This is a genomic window from Gammaproteobacteria bacterium (assembly GCA_016199745.1).
In the GTDB taxonomy this organism is placed as follows: domain Bacteria; phylum Pseudomonadota; class Gammaproteobacteria; order Acidiferrobacterales; family Sulfurifustaceae; genus JACQFZ01.
The window spans coordinates 1-19,054 of the sequence record JACQFZ010000057.1 but is presented as its reverse complement, the minus strand read 5'-3'; the positions used below and the strand labels follow the sequence as shown (position 1 = coordinate 19,054).

Here is a 19,054-nt window from a genome sequence, read left to right as displayed (position 1 = left end):
ATGGCAGACCGCGACCCACCCGAATCGGCCGGCGAAATCCTCCTGTACCAGACAGAGGACGGCAAGACGCGACTGGAAACCCGGATGATCGGCGATACCGTTTGGTTAAGCCAAAAGCAGATGGGTGAACTGTTCGGTAAGAACGTGCGCACGATTTCCGAACATATCCGAAATGTTTTCGAGGAAAGGGAGTTAAATGAATCTTCAGTTATCCGGAATTTCCGGATAACTGCCGCCGACGGCAAGCTCTACGACACCCGGTTCTATAGCCTCGACGTCGTCATCTCGGTCGGCTACCGCGTCAAATCCCATCGTGGCGTCCAGTTCCGCATCTGGGCCACGCAGCGGCTGCGAGAATACATCGTCAAGGGTTTCGCGCTCGACGACGAGCGGCTCAAACGCGCGGGCGGTGGCAATTACTTCGATGAACTGCTGGCGCGCATCCGCGACATACGCTCGTCGGAAAAAGTGTTCTGGCGCAAGGTGCTGGATATCTACGCCACCAGCATCGACTACGACCCCACCGAGGAGGCAACCCAACGTTTCTTCGCCACGGTGCAAAACAAGATGCACTGGGCAGCACACGGAAACACCGCCGCCGAAATCGTCCATGCGCGCGCCGATGCGACCAAGCCGAGCATGGGGATGACGAGCTGGCTGGGCGAAAAGCCAAGGAAAGATGAAGCGGCAATCGCCAAGAATTACCTGACGCCTGAAGAACTCGATGTGCTGAATCGCATCGTCACCCTTTACCTGGAATTTGCCGAGCTTCAGGCATTGAACCGCAAACCGATGACCATGCAAAGCTGGATTGCGAAGCTGGACGAATATCTGCGTCTCAGCGAACGGGAAATTCTCCCGCACGCGGGAAAAATCTCCCATGATGCAGCATTGCAAAAAGCAGAGCTGGAATTTGAAAAATACCGTGTAAGGCAACTTGCACAAACATCCCGCGTGGAGAGAGATTTCGACGAGGCCGTGAAGAAACTCCCGGCGCGGATGCCGCGCAAGAAATCAGTCAAACCGAAAAAACCGAAGAAGAGTTGACCGCCATGGCCCGTCCACCGAAAGAAGCCTACGACCTGACGGACGCCGAGAAGCGCGACCTGATACAGCTCATCCAGCAGGGCAAGCCGTTACCGGAGAAATACCGCTTCGTTCTTTTTGAAGACAAGCGCGAGGTAGAGTTGGTGTGGAACGGCAAGACGCGCGAGGTCTGTACCACGGTGTTGCCGTTTCAATCGTTGGAGCACGTGGACGAACCGCGCAAGGAGCGGCCGGAAATTCAAGGCGATCTTTTTGATTTCCGTGGCCGTCAGCTCAAAGGCTGGACCAATAAACTCATCTGGGGTGATAACAAGCTGATTCTTTCTTCGCTCAAGAGCGGCGCGCTGCGCCGGCAGATCGAAGATGCGGGCGGCCTCAAGCTGATCTACATCGACCCGCCGTTCGATGTCGGTGCTGATTTCTCGATGGACATCGAGATCGGCGGTGAGACATTTCACAAAGAACCGAATCTGCTCGAACAAATCGCATATCGCGATACGTGGGGACGCGGCGCGGATTCCTTCATCGCCATGATTTACGAACGCCTTATCCTCATGCGTGATTGTAATGCACAACGAGGGCAGTATCTACGTGCATTGTGATTGGCGACTCAACAGCTATCTCCGAACCACAATGATTGAAGTATTCGGAGAACAAAACTATCGCAACGAAATCGTGTGGCGGCGAGCTACGGGCGCGAGCAACACGAAAGGGCGGCAATACCCACGCGACGCCGACCATATCATCTGGGTGAGTAAGAGTGACAAATATGCCTACACGCGTCAGTTCAGCGACTACAGTGAACAGACCTTGGTAAATTACCGTTACGACGACAAAGACGGGCGTGGGCCATATCGGATGCGAGATGTTCGAGACTATTCACCAACTTCAATTTCAGAGTTCGAGAAAAATGGGCGCATCATTCTAGGGAAAGACGGCGCGTTAAATCTCAAGCAGTACTTGGCAGATAAGCCCGGCGTAACCGTCGGTTGTTGCTGGACTGAAATTAAAGATGTCTCAGGTCACAACGACGAGAGTACTGGCTACGCAACTCAAAAGCCCGAAGCCCTACTTGAGCGCATTATCACTGCCAGCAGTAACGAAGGCGATTTGGTGGCTGACTTTTTCTGCGGCAGCGGCACGACCGTCGCCGTGGCCGAAAAGCTCGGGCGCAAATGGATTGCCACCGATCTCGGCAAGTTCGGCATCCACACCACGCGTAAGCGTCTAATTCGGGTGCAGCGCGAGTGCAAGGAGTCCGGCAAGCCGTTCCGCGCTTTCGAGGTTCTGAATCTCGGCCGTTACGAACGTCAGGCGTACCTGAATGTCGGTGGTCGGCTGAGCGGTAAGCAGAAAGAAGAAGCACTTGCCCAGAAGGAAAGAGAGTTCCGCGACCTCATTCTTCGTGCCTATCGTGCACAGCCACTGGAAGACGCCAATTTTTTCCACGGCAAGAACGCCGGTCGGCTGGTCGTGGTCGGACCGATCAATCTGCCCGTGGGGCGGCTGTTCGTGGAAGAGGTAATCACAGAATGTCGCAAGCGCGGAGCGACGCGTGTTGATGTCCTCGCGTTCGAGTTCGAAATGGGCCTATTTCCCGCCGCACTGGATGAAGCGAAGCAGAAGGGTATTGATCTCGCGCCGAAATTCATACCGGCGGAAGTCTTCGACAAACGCGCCGTCGAAAAAGGGCAAGTAGTATTCCACGACATCAGCTTTGTGGAAGCCACGCCGCGCTACGAAAAGAAAGACAAGTTCACGCTCCGTATCGAGTTGACGGATTTCTCCGTGTATTACAGTCAAGGCGCCGCCGAGGCCGCCGCTGCGAGCCTCAAGAACGGCAAGAGCGAAGTCGTGTGCGAACAGGGTAAGCTCATCAAGGTGAGCAAAGATAAAGAAGGTGTCATCAAGCGTGAAGTGCTCACCAACCACTGGACCGACTGGGTGGACTACTGGGCCGTGGACTTCGACTACATGCACCGCAAGGAAATCATCAAAGTCCCGCGCGACTCGGGTGTAGTTGATCCCGCATTCGGAGATTCATCAAAACCGGAGGTAGCGGAGAACAATTTCGAAGAACGTTGGACCGGCGGCTACATTTTCGAAAACGAATGGCAAAGCTTCCGCACCCGCAAGAATCGTGAGTTGGAACGCACCTCGGCACCGCGGACCTATACTAAAGCCGGCCGCTACACCGTCGCCGTAAAGGTGATCGACATCTTTGGTAACGACACAATGGTTCTTGTGCCGGTGAGCGTGTAGGAAATAGGCCAGATTTATTTTTGTATAAGCCAAGAACGGAAACATGCTCAGAGCCAACAGTCGGTTGAAGCGCCGACTTAGCCCAGCAGAAGTCGAATTTGTAGAGTTCGCTGTTGGAGCTGTTCAACGGATTTTGCCGCACGTGGAAGTTTCCACGTGGAAAGAGAATCTTTTGGGTCAACCCAAATCTGTGTGGGCGTCCAAAAAGAGAACGGCGATTGAGATGTCAGCCGCAATTGGCCAGCATCGATCCCTGACCGCAGTAGTGCAGCGCCGGCGTGTACCGATAGTAGGTGGCAGTGTCAAACAGACGCTCGATGTTAGAGAACACGACATATGTAAGAGAGTGGTCGATCGAATATCAGAAGTACTTCGGCCGTCCACGTCGGATAATAGCGCAGCTTCGTTGCAAGCGATTCGTGATTCCTTTGATGAGCAGGTTGTAGCGCACCACGTCGCTCAACATCACAACTTAACGTTGTCCATAAGTGCGGTATTTGATGCTCTCCATACTTTGTCCGAGCAGAGCTACGAGAACAAGTCGCTGACGTTCGGTTGTATACTCGATCCAAGTCACAGGGAAAAAAATGTAGGGGCAAAGTTTCCGAAGGATTTTATCGATACGAAAAAATACAAGGCTCTTTCGGATGGATTTCGAAGCGCCTATCACGTTTCAAGCGATGGACGAATTATAAATTTCGTTGATTTGGATCGTTTCAATGAAAAGTCGCTTACAGAGAAACACTATTATCCAGATTGGGCCGAACCGATTGCTCGTGCTAGCCGTTATGGGAAATGTGGCGTAGCGTTGAGCAGGCAGGGCGACATTCTGGTTTTTGACAAAGGAACACTAAGATTCACCTATCGTTATGGTCGATGGCAATATTGGAATCATGCGCATCTATTAAGTTTGTTGAAAGATAGGGCGCGGGCGCAGCGCGTTCCTGCAACAATCCGCGGTCGCGTGGTCGGAGCGATATATCGGGCGGTATTGGACGTATCGTTTCGGCGGTCCGGCGGGCTATTCGTAATCTTGCACAATCGAAACAATCTACGTGACATTGTTAGAACCGGTGACGCGATCGGCAGCGAAAGTAAACGGAGCCAGACAGATCGCGAGTTCGACGCGGTGCTTATAGACCATTCTATTCAGTCGCTCGCTCGACCCGTCGTCGTTGAACTAGCGTCGCTCGACGGCGCGATTGTGCTGGATAATTCCGGGAAAATTCTAGCGTACGGCGCAGTACTTCAACCGAAGAAATCGGGACGACTCAGCGGCACTGAAGGCAGCGATTGGCGCCTCAAACTACGGTCTAGCGATAAAGATAAGTGCTGATGGTGATATTACTGTGTACTACGAAGGCAAGGAATTTATTCGCGTGTAAACTTCTCCGTCAGTACCGTAGGCTGGGGCGTCGAAAAAGCGCGAGTCAGAGCCCGGCCTCTCAGTGGCACACGCGACAGAAAGCAGAAACGGAAAAATTGATTCGGCGCTTTGGAATTGGTAGATCGGAGAGGGGATCAGAAAGAGACCACCGCATGCCGAGACCCGTAACAGGTTCACTTCTATATGATCTTGTGCGCTGCCCTCATCGGGTCACGATGGGCCTCTTTGGCGATAGTGCTCGTCGCGACCCTACCAACATCGCCGATCTGCGTCAGCGCCTGCGGCAGGCGCTCTTCGAAATGCGCATGGTTGGGCAGGCCGGTGAGTCGGTCGTAGCGCGCTAGATGCACGATGGTTTGCTGCGCGGAATCGTGCGCCACGCGCGTGCGCGCGCTGCCGATGCCGAACGCGAGATCCTGCGCCGCTTCGGACAACAGCTCGAGTTCCTCGGTATCGAACGCGTCGATCTCCTGCGAGTAGATAGCGAGCGCGCCGATAATTTTTTCCCGGACCCGCAGCGGGAACGCGACCGCCGAGGCAAGCCCGTGTCGAGTCACAAACGCGCGCCACGGCGCAAAGTTCGAGTCGGTGGGAATATTTCTGACGACGCAAGGTTGTGCGCTGCGAATCGCGCTACCGACGGCGCCGCGACCGCGTTCGTCGTCGGACCAAGTGATCGTTCCCATTTCCTCCGTCAGCGTCGCAAGCTCGCCGTCGAATCCGGCCTGCGCAATCGGACGGACTGTTTTGTGCTCATCGTCTTGCGTGTAACCGATCCAGGCGAAGCGATAACCGCCGATGTCGACGATGACGCGGCACATCTCTGCCAGCAGCGACGGTTCATCTTCCGCGCGCACCAGCGCGCGGTTGCCGGCGCTCAAAGTTTTCATGGCGCGGTTGACGCGTTGTAATGCGCTCGCCATGTCGTCGAAGCTGTGCGCCAGTTGCCCGAGTTCTTCGTTGCCGGGCGCCAGACCCGTACGCGCGTTGAGGTCGCCCTTGGCCAGCCGTTGCGCCGCGTGGCTTAGCGCATTGACGCGCTTCAGCACCAAGGCATTGCTTCCGGTCCACGCTCCGAACAGAATCAACAGCGCGACGACCGACATGAGCAGGATGTTGCGACGCAGATCTTCGCGCGCGGTGGCGAAGGCGGCGTCGGTCGGTATGCCGACGGCGACGTATACATTGCCGGTCGCGCTATCCTGCAGGACGTTAAAGGCATAGAGGCGGTCGGTGCCGTCCAGTCCGGTTATCTCGGCGCTGTCGTCGGTGCCGTGTGCGAGGATGGTTTTGATCAGCGGCGCGTCCGCGACGTTTTTCCCGACCCATCGATTCGATTCCGGGTAATTCGCCAGAACGGTGCCGCGTCCGTCGACGACGGTGAGCATGGAGCCGGCGGGTAGTTTTGTCGCGGCCAGGAATTTTTCGAGCCAACGCAAATCGAGCGCGGCATAAACGATGGCGCGCACCGCACCGCGCTCGTCGCGTACCGGGTAGCCGAAGTTGATGGCGTTGATACCGGTAACGCGGCCGATTTGGTAATCGCCCACGCTGAAATCGCCCGATTCGACCGCGCGCCGAAAATAACTGCGGTCAGCGATGTTGATGCGGCGCGCAAGCGCCCGCCAGTTGCAATAGATGTCGCCGTCGAGTGCGGCGACGCCGATGTTGGTGTAGAGCGGAAAAGATTGTTGCAGTGTCGCGAGCATGCGGTTGCACGCGGCGGTACTACTGGGTCGCTTCAGCTCCGAGAGTTGCGACAAGGTGATCAGCAATTGCCGTGTCGCTGCCAGCATCTGATTTTGCTGTTGCGCGGCGAATTGCACCGCCGCCATCGTCACGCGTTTCGCCTCGGCGGCATCTTCGCTGAATTCCCTGAGTGTCGTGTAGCCGCTGAACACGAACGTCGGCACGATCGCGAACAGCACCAACAGCAACAGCCGCGCGCGCAATCCGATGGAAGAAAATTTCATGGCGATACTTTTCTGTTGGCGCGTGCGTTAATCATTGTAGGGTCACGCTGAAGCTCACGTTGCCGGCCGCACCCGGATCGAGCGTGCCGGTGAAAGTCCATTCGACCGCGCCGGCGGCGCCGGTCGCCGGTTGTTGCGAGATCGAACAGACGCTGAGTCCCGCCGGCAGCGTGCCGCACTGGGCCGCACCGAAGACGGTGTAGGCCGGCGTGGCGTCGTGGATCGTCAGGTTGTGCAGCGCGCCGCTGCTTTGGTTCTCGTAGCGAATCGTGTAGGTGAGGGCATCACCGGATTTAGCCGCGGCCTTGTCCACGGATTTGACGAGCGTGAGGCCGGTGTCGGTGGTGCGGCCGACGAGCGTGAGATCGCTGCGGCTCTGCGACCAGACAATGGATGAGTTGGCGTAGCTGAAGCTCGCGCCCAGCGTTTGATTGTACTGCGCGTTATAAGGCGCATTTTCCGGCGCGAAGGTTTTGACGACGATGCAGATCTTCTGATCTGCCGTGACGTTCAATGAACCCGATACCGGCGTCTCGCCGCTGTCGATGACGCCGTTGCAGTTGCCGTCGAGATAGACAACCGTATTCCAATTGATCGACGGATTCGCGGTTCCGGTGGCCGCAATCGTGAGCTGGCCGGCGCTACCGGCGTTGAAGACGTGCGTATAGAGCGCGATGCCGCCGGGCAACACCGTCTGTTGGTTGTCGCTGTTGAAGCTGTTGTCCGGCACGTTGGCGAAGTTGACGTTGGTATAGACAGTGCCGATGACGTTGGTGAAGCTCACCGTATCGTGCGCGCGGTTGTAACTGCCGCCGGTGTTGCCGGCGCTGGCGCCAACGGAAACGTAGCCGGCGGCATTCGTTTCGATCACCTTTAATATCGCCGCGCCCGCGCCGGCAGGAATCCACAAGGTGTAACCGCCGCCACTCGAAGTCGTCGCGCTGTCGTGCGCCGTCGCGCCGGTGGCGTCGGTTACTTTCAGCGCGACGCCAATGATTCCGCTTTCGGTGCCGTCTTGCACGCCGTTGTTTGCCGTGTCGCTGCCCGCGCCGTTGTCTTTAAACACGGTGCCGTCGAGGCGGCTGCCGTTGTAGAGGCCAAAGTTCTGGTTGGCGATATCGGCGGCGGCGACGGTGAGTGCGCGCGTCTGCGTCGGTGTCTCGGTGCCGAGCCAGCCGGTGGGCAATGTCGGTGTAACATCCGAAGCGGTCGCGTTGTTGTCGAGCACGATGCTATAGCCGCCGCCGGCGACGTTGGGAAAGCTGAATGCACCGCTTGTTGGATCGACCGTTGTCACATTCGTCGCGGGACCGGTCGGACCGCTCGCCGGTACGAGCTTGGCGTACAGTGCCACTCCGCAGCCGGCTTCGGTGTTGTCGCGCACACTATTATGGTTGGCGTCGCTGTAGGCGTAGCCGGAGATGCTGCAAAGTTGCGTCAGTCCATTGACGGTCACGTCGACTTCGCCGAGGCGAATGCCGAGCGTTTCGAGCAGCGGATCGACCAGGCTGGTAAGAAGTGTCGCCAATGCCGGTGTGAGCGATCCCGACACCGCGGTCTTCAGCAGCGGCAGAATGGCGCTATCGAGCGTGCCGAGACTGGGCGAGAGTTCCAGTTGCAAATTGCTCGTGAGGCTATCGACGGCGTTTGCGATAAACCCGGCGGAGGTATACGCCGTCTTCGTTTGCGGATAGGGGCCGGTGAACGACAGCACGTTCGTGAACGGCGCCTGTCCGCGCGCATAACTCTTCGCCTGAATGTTTACCGTGGTGGCGCCGATCAGCGGTTGCGTGACACTCAGTGTGCCGATGGTGGCGAAGTTAAGATCGGCGTTGGCATTCAGCACGTGACCGCGATTGAAGAACGCGCTGTCGCTGATGTTACCGAGATAAAGATCGGCCACACCGGGTGTCGCCTGCACCGTGACCGTGTTCGCTACCGCGTTGATCGCCGTGATCGTACCCTCGGCGCGCGCGACCTCGGTGTAGAGTTGCAACTGCGTGATGGCCGCGCTCGCGCCCGATATCCCGGCGAGGCTGTTAAGCGCCGACACGTTAGGGCTCAGCGAAACCAGATTTAGGTTCAGCTTGACGCGGATCGCCCCGGTGTGGAACTGCGCACCGGCGGGTGCGCAAACATAAACCGGCGGCTCGATCACCTGCGCATATAGATCGACCGAATTGATGACGCCGCCTAAGCCGAGCGCCGAGCCCGATAAGGTTATCGGCGTTGGCGTGGTCAGCGCGTTGTTGTAATTGAAAAGCTGAATGCTGCCGCTCACGAGTTCGAGCAGATTAATTTTACTCGTGGCGAGCGCGCCGTTTGGCAGCGACACGCTCAGCATATCGCCCAATCGTACATTGCCGAACAGCGCGCTGACGGAAAGATGCGATAGCGCGCTCGCGGCGGCGCTGTTGCCATCGGCCTGTGCCGCGGTGGCGGCGGCGTTGACGATTTGCGCGAGGCTTGCGCTTGCCGACAGCGCCGCACTGGGGCTGCCGGTGCTCGTCTGTGTCTGCAACGCGCTCAGGAAGCTCGCGAGATTGACGTTGCTCCGCGCCAGCGCGTTCCAATCGGCCACGCTCAAGTTAATGCTGTTGCCGAGCAGATCGCCGAGCACCGCGTTCATCAGTGCGCCGCGCGATGAGTCGACGCTGGCGAGGCGCGCTCCGGCGGAGACGCAAGCGCCGGTGGTGCAGGCAGCGTTGGCTGGCGGTGACGCGAGACCCAGGTAGCTGAAAGTTGCCAGCGTTAAAATTCGCTTCACGATCGCGATCGTCATTCCCGCGAAAGCGGGAATCCATGCGGCTTTGCTTAATGCCCTATGGATTCCCGCTTTCGCGGGAATGACAGTGATATCTAGTGCGATTGCCTTGGCCATGGTTTGCTCGCTCATTTCATGCGCTCGAACAATTTCTCGTCGAACTTAAACCGCAGCCGCAAATAAACGCCGCGCTCGGTGTATTCGTCGCCGGCGAGGTCCGCGTCTTTGAAACCGAGCACGTTGTAGCCGACGGCGATCCACAAATTATCTTGCATGCGATAGCCGAGTTCCGTGCCGACGCCGTATTGATGGCTGGCGAATCCGCCGGAGAATAAACTGCTGACCTGCGCGCCGACGTCCCAACGTTGACCGACGTCGCGCGTCACGCGTGCCGCGATGAGCTGCGTGGTGCCGCGGCTGTCGATGCCGCCGCTGTATTCGTCGACGAATTTGATGGCGTAATGGCCCGAGATCACCAGCGGTTGCGACGGTTGCACGTTGATGTGCGTCGAAACGATGTGCGCCTCACGCAAGTATTGGCTCCCCGACGTGCTATCGCTCTCACGTTTGTATTCGTAGCGCCCGAGACCGTTCCACACGTTGGTGGCGACATCGCGATAGGCGAAGCCGAGCTGAAGACGTTCCTGCACGCGATCGCCGGCGTTGAGCGTTTTGTTGTCGGTGAGGCTGATGATGTTGCGGCCGAGAAAAGTCCATTGCTCATCCAGCTTCACCGCCAGACCGAGCGTGTTGAGAAGGCTGTTGGCGCTTGGGCTCATGCGATATTCCAGGCGCGCGCCGCCTTTCCACAACGGATTGCGCGTGTACTCGACGGCGCCGGTCACGGCGGTCGATTCTTGATCGCTCTCGCCCGACAGCGTTTGGATACGTTCGAGCCCGGTATTCAGGCGCACGCCCTCGGCGACTTGCCAGCCGTTGTGCAGGCCCATCGCCGCTTCGGATTCGCGGCCGCTGAAGCTGTCGGCGGCGCGGTATTCGCTGAACGCTCTGCCGTCCTTCATGTATTCGTTGTCGATGCCGACCACCGTGGTGTTGTTGCGCTGATTGGCGTCGAGCCCGTACGGACTGGCGATCGAAGAAATAAGTTCATGGCGACCATACAAACGACCTTTGTCGGAAAAACGATATTCGCCGCCGACGGCGACGAGCTTGCGGTCGCTGTTGTCGATCGCTTGCTCGGCTTCGCCGTAAACGCTTGCGTTCGCGACACCGGGCACCGGCGCGCCGATCTTAGCGCGCACGCTCGTGGTCTCGTTCGGCGTCACGCCGCTGGTGGGTTGCGCCGGCGTCAAGGTCTCGCGCGCGTGGCGCACGCCGGCCTCGACCTTGATGCTGTTATCGAAACTGCGCTCGACGCCGACCGATTGGCCATCGCGTTCGCCGCCCGTGGTCACGTCGCCGGTGTGGATCGCCTCGCCCACGAGGCGCGTGCGCTCATCGATTTTGTAAGACGCTTTGGCGCCGGCTTCCGAGCGGCCCTTGGTCAGCGTCGATGACGAGTTGTCGAAGTTGGCGTCGCTGCGCCCGGCGTAGGCGCGCGCTTGCAGATCGCCATCTTCGTGCTTCACGTCGATGCGCTCGGCGTTGCCGGTACCGACGCTGAGCTTGTCGCTTTGCGCGACCTCGGCGATGAAGGTGGTGTCGCCGTTCTTTACGGTGGCGTTGACGCCGCGCACTGTTGATGGGTCTTGCGGATTGCGGTCCTGGATGGCGACCGCGCCGACCCCGACGTTATCCGTGACCTTGATCTTCGCATCCACGCCGCCGATCCAAAATGCATCGCCGCCCTGATCCACTTCATAGGTGACGCGAATGAAATTCGGATTGAGGTTGGCGTCCACGCTTGCCACCGGAGCGCGGAACAACAGACTGCCGCTGAAGGATTCGAGTTCGTAGTCGGTGAAGCGCGTTTGCGGCACGCTGTTGATCACGAGCGCCGGCTGATTGCGGTCGCGCGTGATGATCTCGACTTTTTCGCTGTTGACGATGAGATTGGTGTTGGCGAGCGCGTACGGGCCGGAAGTGCCGTTGGCCGGAATTTCTTCGACCACCTGACGCACGCTGTCTTCGCTGGCGAAGGCGTTCACGGTCACGCCATTCGATTCGTAATGTTCGCGCACGCCGGTGAGGCTGCGGTTGTAAGCGGCGAGATTGCGCGCCGGGTCGGTTTCCGATGTGGTGAAGTCGCCGTAGAGCAGCCACGATTTATTTTTATCGACGCGCACGTACAGACGTTGGCTCGATTGCGCGTCGAAACCCTTGACCGAGGCGTCGCCGTAGACCGGATAGAACTGGTCGGGCTGAATGTCGCGAAACAGACGCTCGCGCGTCGACTTGTCCGAGTCGAAACCGAGCGTGAGCAGATAGTCGCCCTTGATCTTGCCTTTCAGGAACAGCGCGGCACGCGCGGCGGCGCTGTGGTGATCGTCGCCCCACGAATAATTTTTCAGTTCCTGCTCGAAGCCGTCTTGCCGGCGCGCCGGCTGCAGCGCGCCGAGTTTGAAGTGGCGCACGTTGAGTGTGCCTTCGATCAAACCGGCCGCGACCATGTCGCGCAGCGATGGCGTAAACGTGAATTTTGTTTCGGCCGAGAGTGCGCCGCTCGATACGCGTATCTGCACGTCGCCCAATTGCTCCGGTGCGCGCAGATCGAACTGCGTGCGGCCGCCTTCGACGAAGATTTGCACGCCCGGCTCGATCTTGTTCAGATCCTCGACGAGCCAAGTGCCGACACTAGCTTCGAGTGTCAGCGGTGTGCGCACGGCCACGGCGAGGCCATTGGTGTCTTCGAGTCGAACGCTGACCTTGGCGATGCTCGGGCTGTTTATATCGGCGTCGGCTTGCACGACGTCGAGTCGCAACCGGGCGAGATCGCCCGGCGCCAGCAGCGTGATCGTCTTGGTCGCGCGCAAGTTGCCGAACGGATCGCGCTGTTCCAGCGTCAGGGTATTCTTTCCGGGTTGTAGATCGATGCCGATGTATTCGCGCGCTTCGAGCTTTCGATCTTGATGTACGACGCGCGTGCCGATGCGGGAGTCGGCGATGGCTTCGCCGTTGACGCGCAACGTTAGCGGTGCGTCGAGTACGCCTTTGACGCGCAGTTTGATTTGCCGGACGGAAAGGACCGCGCCGTCGGTGAGGGCGATGAAGTCCGGGGTGTTGTCGAGATCACCAATGACATCAGCCAATTTCCGCTCCACACAATGAGTTCCTCCCCCTTCAAGGGGGAGGGCAGGAGGGGGATGGGTTGCGTCGGCGGAAATATCGCACGAACCCCATCCCCACCCCGGCCCTCCCCTTGAAGGGTAGGGAGATTCATGGGGAGTTTCATGGGCAGGAGATGTGTCAACGATAACACCGCTCGCCGCCAGCGAATGCGGATCAACCGTGCCCGCGTTCTCCAGATTCAGCGGCTTGGCGACACCGGCTTCCACTTCGCCTTTTCCTTGTTGCGCTTTCGCGCGCCGGCGTTCGACTTCTTGCATCACGCCGGCATCGCAGTTGCCGACGGCGAAATCGGCGCGCGCCAGTTCGCCGTTTTTTAAATCGACGAAGCGGCTGTCGCCGTCGTTGAGGTTGCGTTGCGCGAGCGGCACCAGCTTGGCGCCGGCAGGCAGCGTGATCGGATCGACTTTAGCGACGTGCGTGCGCGGGCTGATGCCGTAGAAACTGAATTTACCTTCGCCGTCGCTGATCGCATAGGTGCCGTCCTCGAGCCAAATGCGCACGCCGGGAATGCCGCGCTCGCCTTCGTTTTGAATGCGATCGGCGTTGCAGTCGGCGTATATTTTTCCGAGGATGAAACCGCGATCGTCGAACACGCCGCCTTCGATGCGCACTTTCGCCGTGGCGACGTTGCTGATGCGCGCCAGCGGCGCTGCGCTCGATGCTTGCGCACTGTTGACGTTGTCGCCGAGGTGCGTACCGGGACCGACGCGCAGGCGATAGACGATCTTCGTGATCGCGTCGTCGGCGAGATTGCCGAGGCTGAACGTCAACACCGGGCCGCGTCCGCCGGCGGGATCGCCGACGCGCGCGCCGTCTTGGCGCGCGCTGCCGAGTTGATACATGAATCCGATCGGCAACCGATCGGCCAATTGAATCCCCGGCAACGCCGAGCCGGAGGCATTTTTCACTTGCACGGTGTATTCGATGAAGTCGCCGAACTCGGCGACATTGCGCGAGGCGACTTTTTCCGTGAGCAATCCGCCGACGGCATCGGCGTCGAGCGGAATATCGATGCGCACCGCACCGCTGGCGGCGCTGATCGTAAAGTTGCCGCCGTACGAACCGGACACGTCGATAATGCGTCCCGCCGGCTGCAAGCTCGGTGCGAGCTGCGACGGAAAGTCAAAACCGGCCAACGTCGAAAGCTGCAAACGATAAATGCTCGGCGACACCAACGCGAAGCGATAGCTGCCGTCGGCGCTGGTGACGATCGTGCTCGGCGCCGGCGTGAGGCCGTCATCCTCGAACACCAGCGCCGGACCGCCGGCGTTGCCGCCGTTGCCTTCGCCGGTGACGTCGATCAGTTGCACCGTGATGCCGGCGAGCGGCGAGTTGGTGCGGCTGTCGTAGACGATGCCGAACGGATCGATGAAGATCGTCGTCGTGGTTTCGGTCGCGCCGCAGCCGCGGATGACCGCCATCAGCACATCGTTCTTGCCGGTCTCGAGCGCGCCGCTGCCGATCACCGGCGGCGTCATGGCGGCGTTCGCCGTCGGTATGCCGGCGTAGCGAAACATGCCGGAGTTCGGCGCCGTCTCCGTGGCGACGTACGATTCGCTGTCGCCGGTTAGCTCCGAGGTGATCGTGACGGTGACGGTTTCGACGGCCGTCGGATCGGTGTTGCAGGCGCCGGCGTCGACCTGAACATGCAGCGGTGCGCCGAGCGTCAAGTTGATAGCGCGTTGCATGAAGTCGTTGTCGCGGTAGTAATCGATGCGCGGCGCCTGCATCGGCACCAGCAGTTGCACGTCGTTCGACGGCGCGCGGCTGTCGCCGGGCGCGACACCGTCGCTGTAGATCGTCTCACCGGCGGTGGTGATCGTGCCGCTGGCGTTGTCGTTGATTTTCACTTGCACATCGAGCGCGTTGGTTTCGCCGATGGCCATCGCCGCGAAGGCGCAGGCCACGTCGATGACGTGCGCCGGATCCGATGGCGCGCTCATCGAATAGACCGATGCCGGCATCTCGGCCGAGTGATAAAGCAAGCGCGCATTCGCCGGGCAGCGGGCATGGGTAAACGTCGTGTTCGCCGGCACCGATTGCAGCAGCAAGACGCCGCTATCGGCTGCGCCGTCGACGCTGAACGTCACCGTCGTTGCCGGCGCGCCGCCGGTGTTGCGCGTCACCAGGTGCAGCGTCACGTTATCGTTGCGCGCCGGTGTCGTCGTCGATGCGCTCAAGGTTGTTACCAGCACGGCGCCGGTGCTGGCGCTGATGACGTCGTCGTTGCGCGCGCCGATATTTTGCCGCTGGCTGACGGCGCTCAGTTGAATGCGCGCCGCCGTACCCGCTGACAGCGTGCTCGGCAAGGTGCCGACGATGACGAGATTGGCCGACTCGCCGGGCGCTAACGTGACGCTGCCGATCGCCGGTTCATTGGCGTCGGCGACGCCGTTGCTGTTCAGATCGCGCACGAGCAACGGACCGATCAGATCGAAATCGTCGCCGCCGAGATTGGCGACGGCGAGGGCGTAGGTCGTCTCGGTATTGCCGGTGTTGCTGAGGCGGTGCGCCAAGCTGATGTGGCTGCCGGCGGCGCGCTGCACGCTTTGATTTTGCGTGAGCAGCACGGCGTCGAACGGCTGTACCACGATGCGCACGGTGTTGGAGGTCGTCATTGACGCTAAGCCGGTGACGGAATCGACGTAGCGCACGCTCGCTTGGTTGTCGATCAGGCTGCCGGCGAGTGGCGCGGCGAAAGCGGTGTGTGTCAGTAGAGCGACGCAGAACGATAGGACGATGCATGAACGATTAAATAATGTGTAACAAATTTCCCTCACCCTGACCCTTGTCTCCGAACTCATCCCCTCTCCCCCGTGTTTTTCGGGGGAGAGGGTTAGGGAGAGGGGGATGCGTAGGCATAGGTGATCTTTCACGCACCCCTCTCCCTCGCCCTCTCCCCGCCAGGGCGGGGAGAGGGGATTTTTTGTTGGTTCATGGGGCTGAATTACTTTTCAATTTTCTTGAAGAGTCGCGCAAACCTCCTATCGCTCGCCGTTACGGATTGATGCGCACGCCAAACGTGATCGTCGCCGACTTACCCGGCGCCAGCGTTCCGACCGTGGCCTGCACCGTGCCGCTACTGCCGGCGGCCGGCGCGGTGATGCTGCCTTGGCTAGTCGCGGCGGCGACGGCGCCGTGATAGGTCGTGTTCGCGGGTGTGGCGTCGCTCACCACCACCGAAGTCGCATCGGCCACGCCGATGTTGGTCGCGGTGATCTGGTAGCGCACGCACGCGCCCGGGATCGCGCCGGTGGTGAGGTTGCTCATCGAGTACGCGGTGTCGGGCGTGCCGTCGCAGTTGGCGTCGAGTGCTTGCATCTTCGTCAGCTGCAGTTGGCCGGCGATGACGGTGGTGCTGTCCGTCACGGATATCGGAGATACCGCGGCGACACTGTTAATGATACCGATGGTCGTGGCCGTCAGCGTTGCCGTGTCCACGGTGCCGATGGCGCCGCCGGCGGGTGCGTACACTTTTACGAACAGCGTCGCGTTCTCGCCGGGATTCAAACCGGCCGCGGTGCTGGCGCCATTGGTGCCGCCGGCAAGCGCTGCCAAGTTAGTAACGATCGGATCGGCTGCATCGAGCACGCCGTTATTGTTCTTGTCCCAATAGATCGTGGCGCTGAAGCTCGATTGCGAATCCGTCGTCGTGAGACTCACTTGACTCAACACGCCATCGCCTTCGAGCACGTTGCCGTTGTTGGTGAGGGTGTGGCTGTACACGACCGCGCCGCCGGGATAAATCTGGCCGCTATTGTTCGGCGTCAGCGCGAGGTTGCGCAGTGTGTTGACCAATATCGCATCGTGCAGGCGGTCGGAGGCGCCGGAGGTCGGCGACACCGTGCGAAAGTACACGTCGGTGGTGCCCGGTGTGCTACCGGCCGGCGGCGTGACATCCGCGTACACCACCATGTTGGCGCCGGCGTTGATGACACCGGTGTTGCTGATCACCGCGCCGTTGGCATCCTTGAAGATCACGCTCCAACCGGACGGCAGCGTGAGCCCGGCGAAACTGCTGTCGGTGCTCGCTTGCAAGTTATAGGTGTCGGCCACCCCGCTGCTGTTGGCGACATATAAAGTGAAGCGTGTGGTCGTGCCCGGATTGGTCGAGTTAGTCACGACCGCTGCGACTTCCGGGCCACTGCCGGCGCCCGGCGCGCCGGTGCCGGCGGAGTTGTTGGTGAGATCGACCGTATGCGTCGTGATGGCCGTCAACGTATCGGTCGCGGTCGCGCTCTTAGTCGGGTCGGCTTTCGATGTCGCGGTTTTTTGCACCGTGTACGGACCGCCGGTGGCGCCGACCGGCAGTATCGCCTTGAGCACGACGCTGTAGCTTGCGCCCGGCGCCAGCGGACCCGTATCGGGAACGCCGTTGCCGTTGCTGTCGATGAGCGGGGTCACGCCATCGGCTTGAAACAGCACGAACGTCGTGCCGAGCGGGAAGGTCGAGGTGCCGATGCTCATGTCAAAGCTGTCGGTGCCGTTGCCGTTGTTGGTGACGGCGTTGGCGAAGCTCGCGGTGCCGCCTTGCGCGGCGACGACGACGGTCGCACCGGTCATCGCTACCGCTACCGATTGGCTGACGATGAATTGCACGCCGTTGGTGTTGGCTGCGGCGATATTGTTGGCGCCGTCGTTGTAGCTGTACGACGCTGTGTTCAACGTCGCCGCGTTGGCGCCGGGCGCGAGACCGGCATTGATGTTGACTTGGAACGTCAGCGTGCCGCTCGCGCCCGCGGCTACCGAGGCGATGACGGCGGTGACGCGGCCCGCGGAGGTGACGTTGTAGTCGTACACGATGCCGCTTTGATTGTCGGCGGCGTTCGCATCCGTCAACACCGTGCTGCCGGTGCTGCTCCAACGCGCGCTGTTGGCGACGTACGTCATGCCCGAGGGAATCGCGTCGATGAGCGTGAGGTTCGTCGCCGCGCCGTTGCCGACGTTGGTGTACGTCAACGTGAACGTGCGCGGGCCGGTTCCCGGCAAACCACTCGTTACATCGATCGACTTGGTGACGTTGATCACCGCGTTGCTCGAGACCGTGGTCGTGTCGGTGTTGCTCGCCGTCACCGAGCCGGTGAACGTGCTCGCGGCCGACACCGTCAGCGTGTTGGTGTTGCCCGCGACCGCAGTGGCCGGCACCGTGCCGACGACGACGAACTTGAACACCGTGCCCGCCGCCAATTCGCCGGTGGAGGTGATCGGTGTCGTGTTGTCGGGCACGCCGTCGCCGTTGGCGTCGGCATACATCGTCACCGAGCCGAAGCTAAAGCTGTCGCTGTTGCTGGTCGATAGGCCAAACGTGTCGGACCCGTTGCCGGTGTTGGTCAGTGTGTGCGGATAGCTTGCCTGCCCGCCGATCGCGGCGTTCTTGGTGCCGTTGGCGGTGAGCGTCAAACTCGCAACCTGTTGCACGATGGTCGTCACCGTATTGCTGGTCACGGTGCGCACTGTTTGGGAAGCATCCGAATAGGTTGCCGACGCTTGGTTACCGATGCTGGTGCCGGCAAGGGGAGCGGCGTAGACCCGAGGCGCGTTTAACAATGCGAATACGCTGATAAATGCCAGGATTACAATTTGGCGCAATCGCGCGTGTGGCGAAACCGCCAGAGCGACGGAGCGTAGCGCGTTCATTGCGGCACCTCCGTCCCGAGCACTTGCACGCGCGCGCTGACCACCGTTGATTTTCCGGCGGCGAGGTCGCCGAGTTGCCAGCGCAGATAACGGTACTCCGACAGCGGCACCAGCCGCGTTTCGTGCGCACCATTCACCAATGTCACGATGCGCTTCAGCGGCATCGGCTCGAACGTGTGTCCGTCGGTGCTGGCGAGTGCGGCGGCGGGGCGCGCCGAGTCGTGGAGGTACACGGTCGTTCCTGCGGGAATCGGCAACGTTGCCTCGACGTTTCGAGCTGTCGATTTACCGGAATTGGAATAGATCGCCCGGTATTCGACGGTGTCGCCCGGCTCGGCGCGATCGCCTGGCCGCAGCGACTCCTTGCCGTTGGTTGGGTGCACGACGAGAAAGGCGCTAAGTTTCGCGGCGACATCGCCGCTGTCTGCTGTGACGTTTGCGGCGGTGAACAGCAGCACGAGGCAAATGCTGGCGACATAAATTTGTTGTTTCAAAGAATCTCTCCATGTAGAAGTTTTTTAGCCTTTCCTTGGCAATTGGTGTTAACAGCGCAGCGGGGATCTCAGGGTCAATTTTATACTTACTATATGTATAGCATCAGTAGTGTCCGGACGTTAATCGAATAAAGTCAGCTGATTAGCCGCAAGCGCCTGGATGTCATCCGTGATGATGTTGTTAAGTAGCTGATCCAATGGCATTCGCTCGAACAAGGTCAGACTCAAGATCTGTAGCATT

Annotated in this window: 7 protein-coding genes and 1 pseudogene; 3 read left to right on the top strand and 5 right to left on the bottom strand. The window is 60.0% G+C overall.

All coding sequences use genetic code 11. From position 1 onward, the window contains the following. From HY308_15515 to HY308_15505, 3 genes and pseudogenes are all read left to right on the top strand, one after another. Window positions 1–1,047 carry a virulence RhuM family protein gene (locus tag HY308_15515; GenBank protein MBI3899685.1) on the top strand — a complete coding sequence of 349 codons (1,047 nt, stop codon included), beginning with the start codon at window positions 1–3 and terminating at the stop codon, window positions 1,045–1,047. Window positions 1,048–1,052: 5 nt separating this feature from the next. Beyond that, a pseudogene (locus HY308_15510) lies at window positions 1,053–3,309 on the top strand (site-specific DNA-methyltransferase). 142 nt (window positions 3,310–3,451) lie between these two features. Continuing rightward, window positions 3,452–4,645 (top strand): hypothetical protein, encoded by a 1,194-nt coding sequence (locus tag HY308_15505; GenBank protein ID MBI3899684.1) that lies wholly within the window; start codon window positions 3,452–3,454, stop codon window positions 4,643–4,645. Between the two features lie 230 nt (window positions 4,646–4,875). Here the strand turns inward: HY308_15505 and HY308_15500 are convergent, their stop codons facing one another. From HY308_15500 to HY308_15480, 5 genes are all read right to left on the bottom strand, one after another. Then, entirely contained in the window at window positions 4,876–6,669 is a 1,794-nt protein-coding gene (locus HY308_15500) for a GAF domain-containing protein (GenBank protein MBI3899683.1), read from the bottom strand. 31 nt (window positions 6,670–6,700) lie between these two features. After that, entirely contained in the window at window positions 6,701–9,436 is a 2,736-nt protein-coding gene (locus tag HY308_15495) for a DUF11 domain-containing protein (GenBank protein ID MBI3899682.1), read from the bottom strand. 125 nt (window positions 9,437–9,561) lie between these two features. Beyond that, on the bottom strand, window positions 9,562–15,462 hold the full coding sequence (locus tag HY308_15490) for a DUF11 domain-containing protein (GenBank protein ID MBI3899681.1): 5,901 nt from the start codon (window positions 15,460–15,462) through the stop codon (window positions 9,562–9,564). 217 nt (window positions 15,463–15,679) lie between these two features. After that, window positions 15,680–18,319 carry a DUF11 domain-containing protein gene (locus HY308_15485; protein ID MBI3899680.1) on the bottom strand — a complete coding sequence of 880 codons (2,640 nt, stop codon included), beginning with the start codon at window positions 18,317–18,319 and terminating at the stop codon, window positions 15,680–15,682. Continuing rightward, complete coding sequence (locus HY308_15480) at window positions 18,316–18,813, bottom strand: DUF11 domain-containing protein (protein MBI3899679.1); 498 nt, start codon at window positions 18,811–18,813, stop codon at window positions 18,316–18,318. The genes HY308_15485 and HY308_15480 overlap by 4 nt, the downstream gene beginning before the upstream one ends. Window positions 18,814–19,054: the final 241 nt, after the last annotated feature.

What these genes read in the sequence shown, in the direction of transcription:
- HY308_15515 (MBI3899685.1), top strand. Translation starts at nt 1, where the DNA reads ATGGCAGACCGCGACCCACCCGAATCGGCCGGCGAAATCCTCCTGTAC.
- HY308_15500 (MBI3899683.1), bottom strand. Translation starts at nt 6,669, where the DNA reads ATGAAATTTTCTTCCATCGGATTGCGCGCGCGGCTGTTGCTGTTGGTG.
- HY308_15485 (MBI3899680.1), bottom strand. Translation starts at nt 18,319, where the DNA reads ATGAACGCGCTACGCTCCGTCGCTCTGGCGGTTTCGCCACACGCGCGA.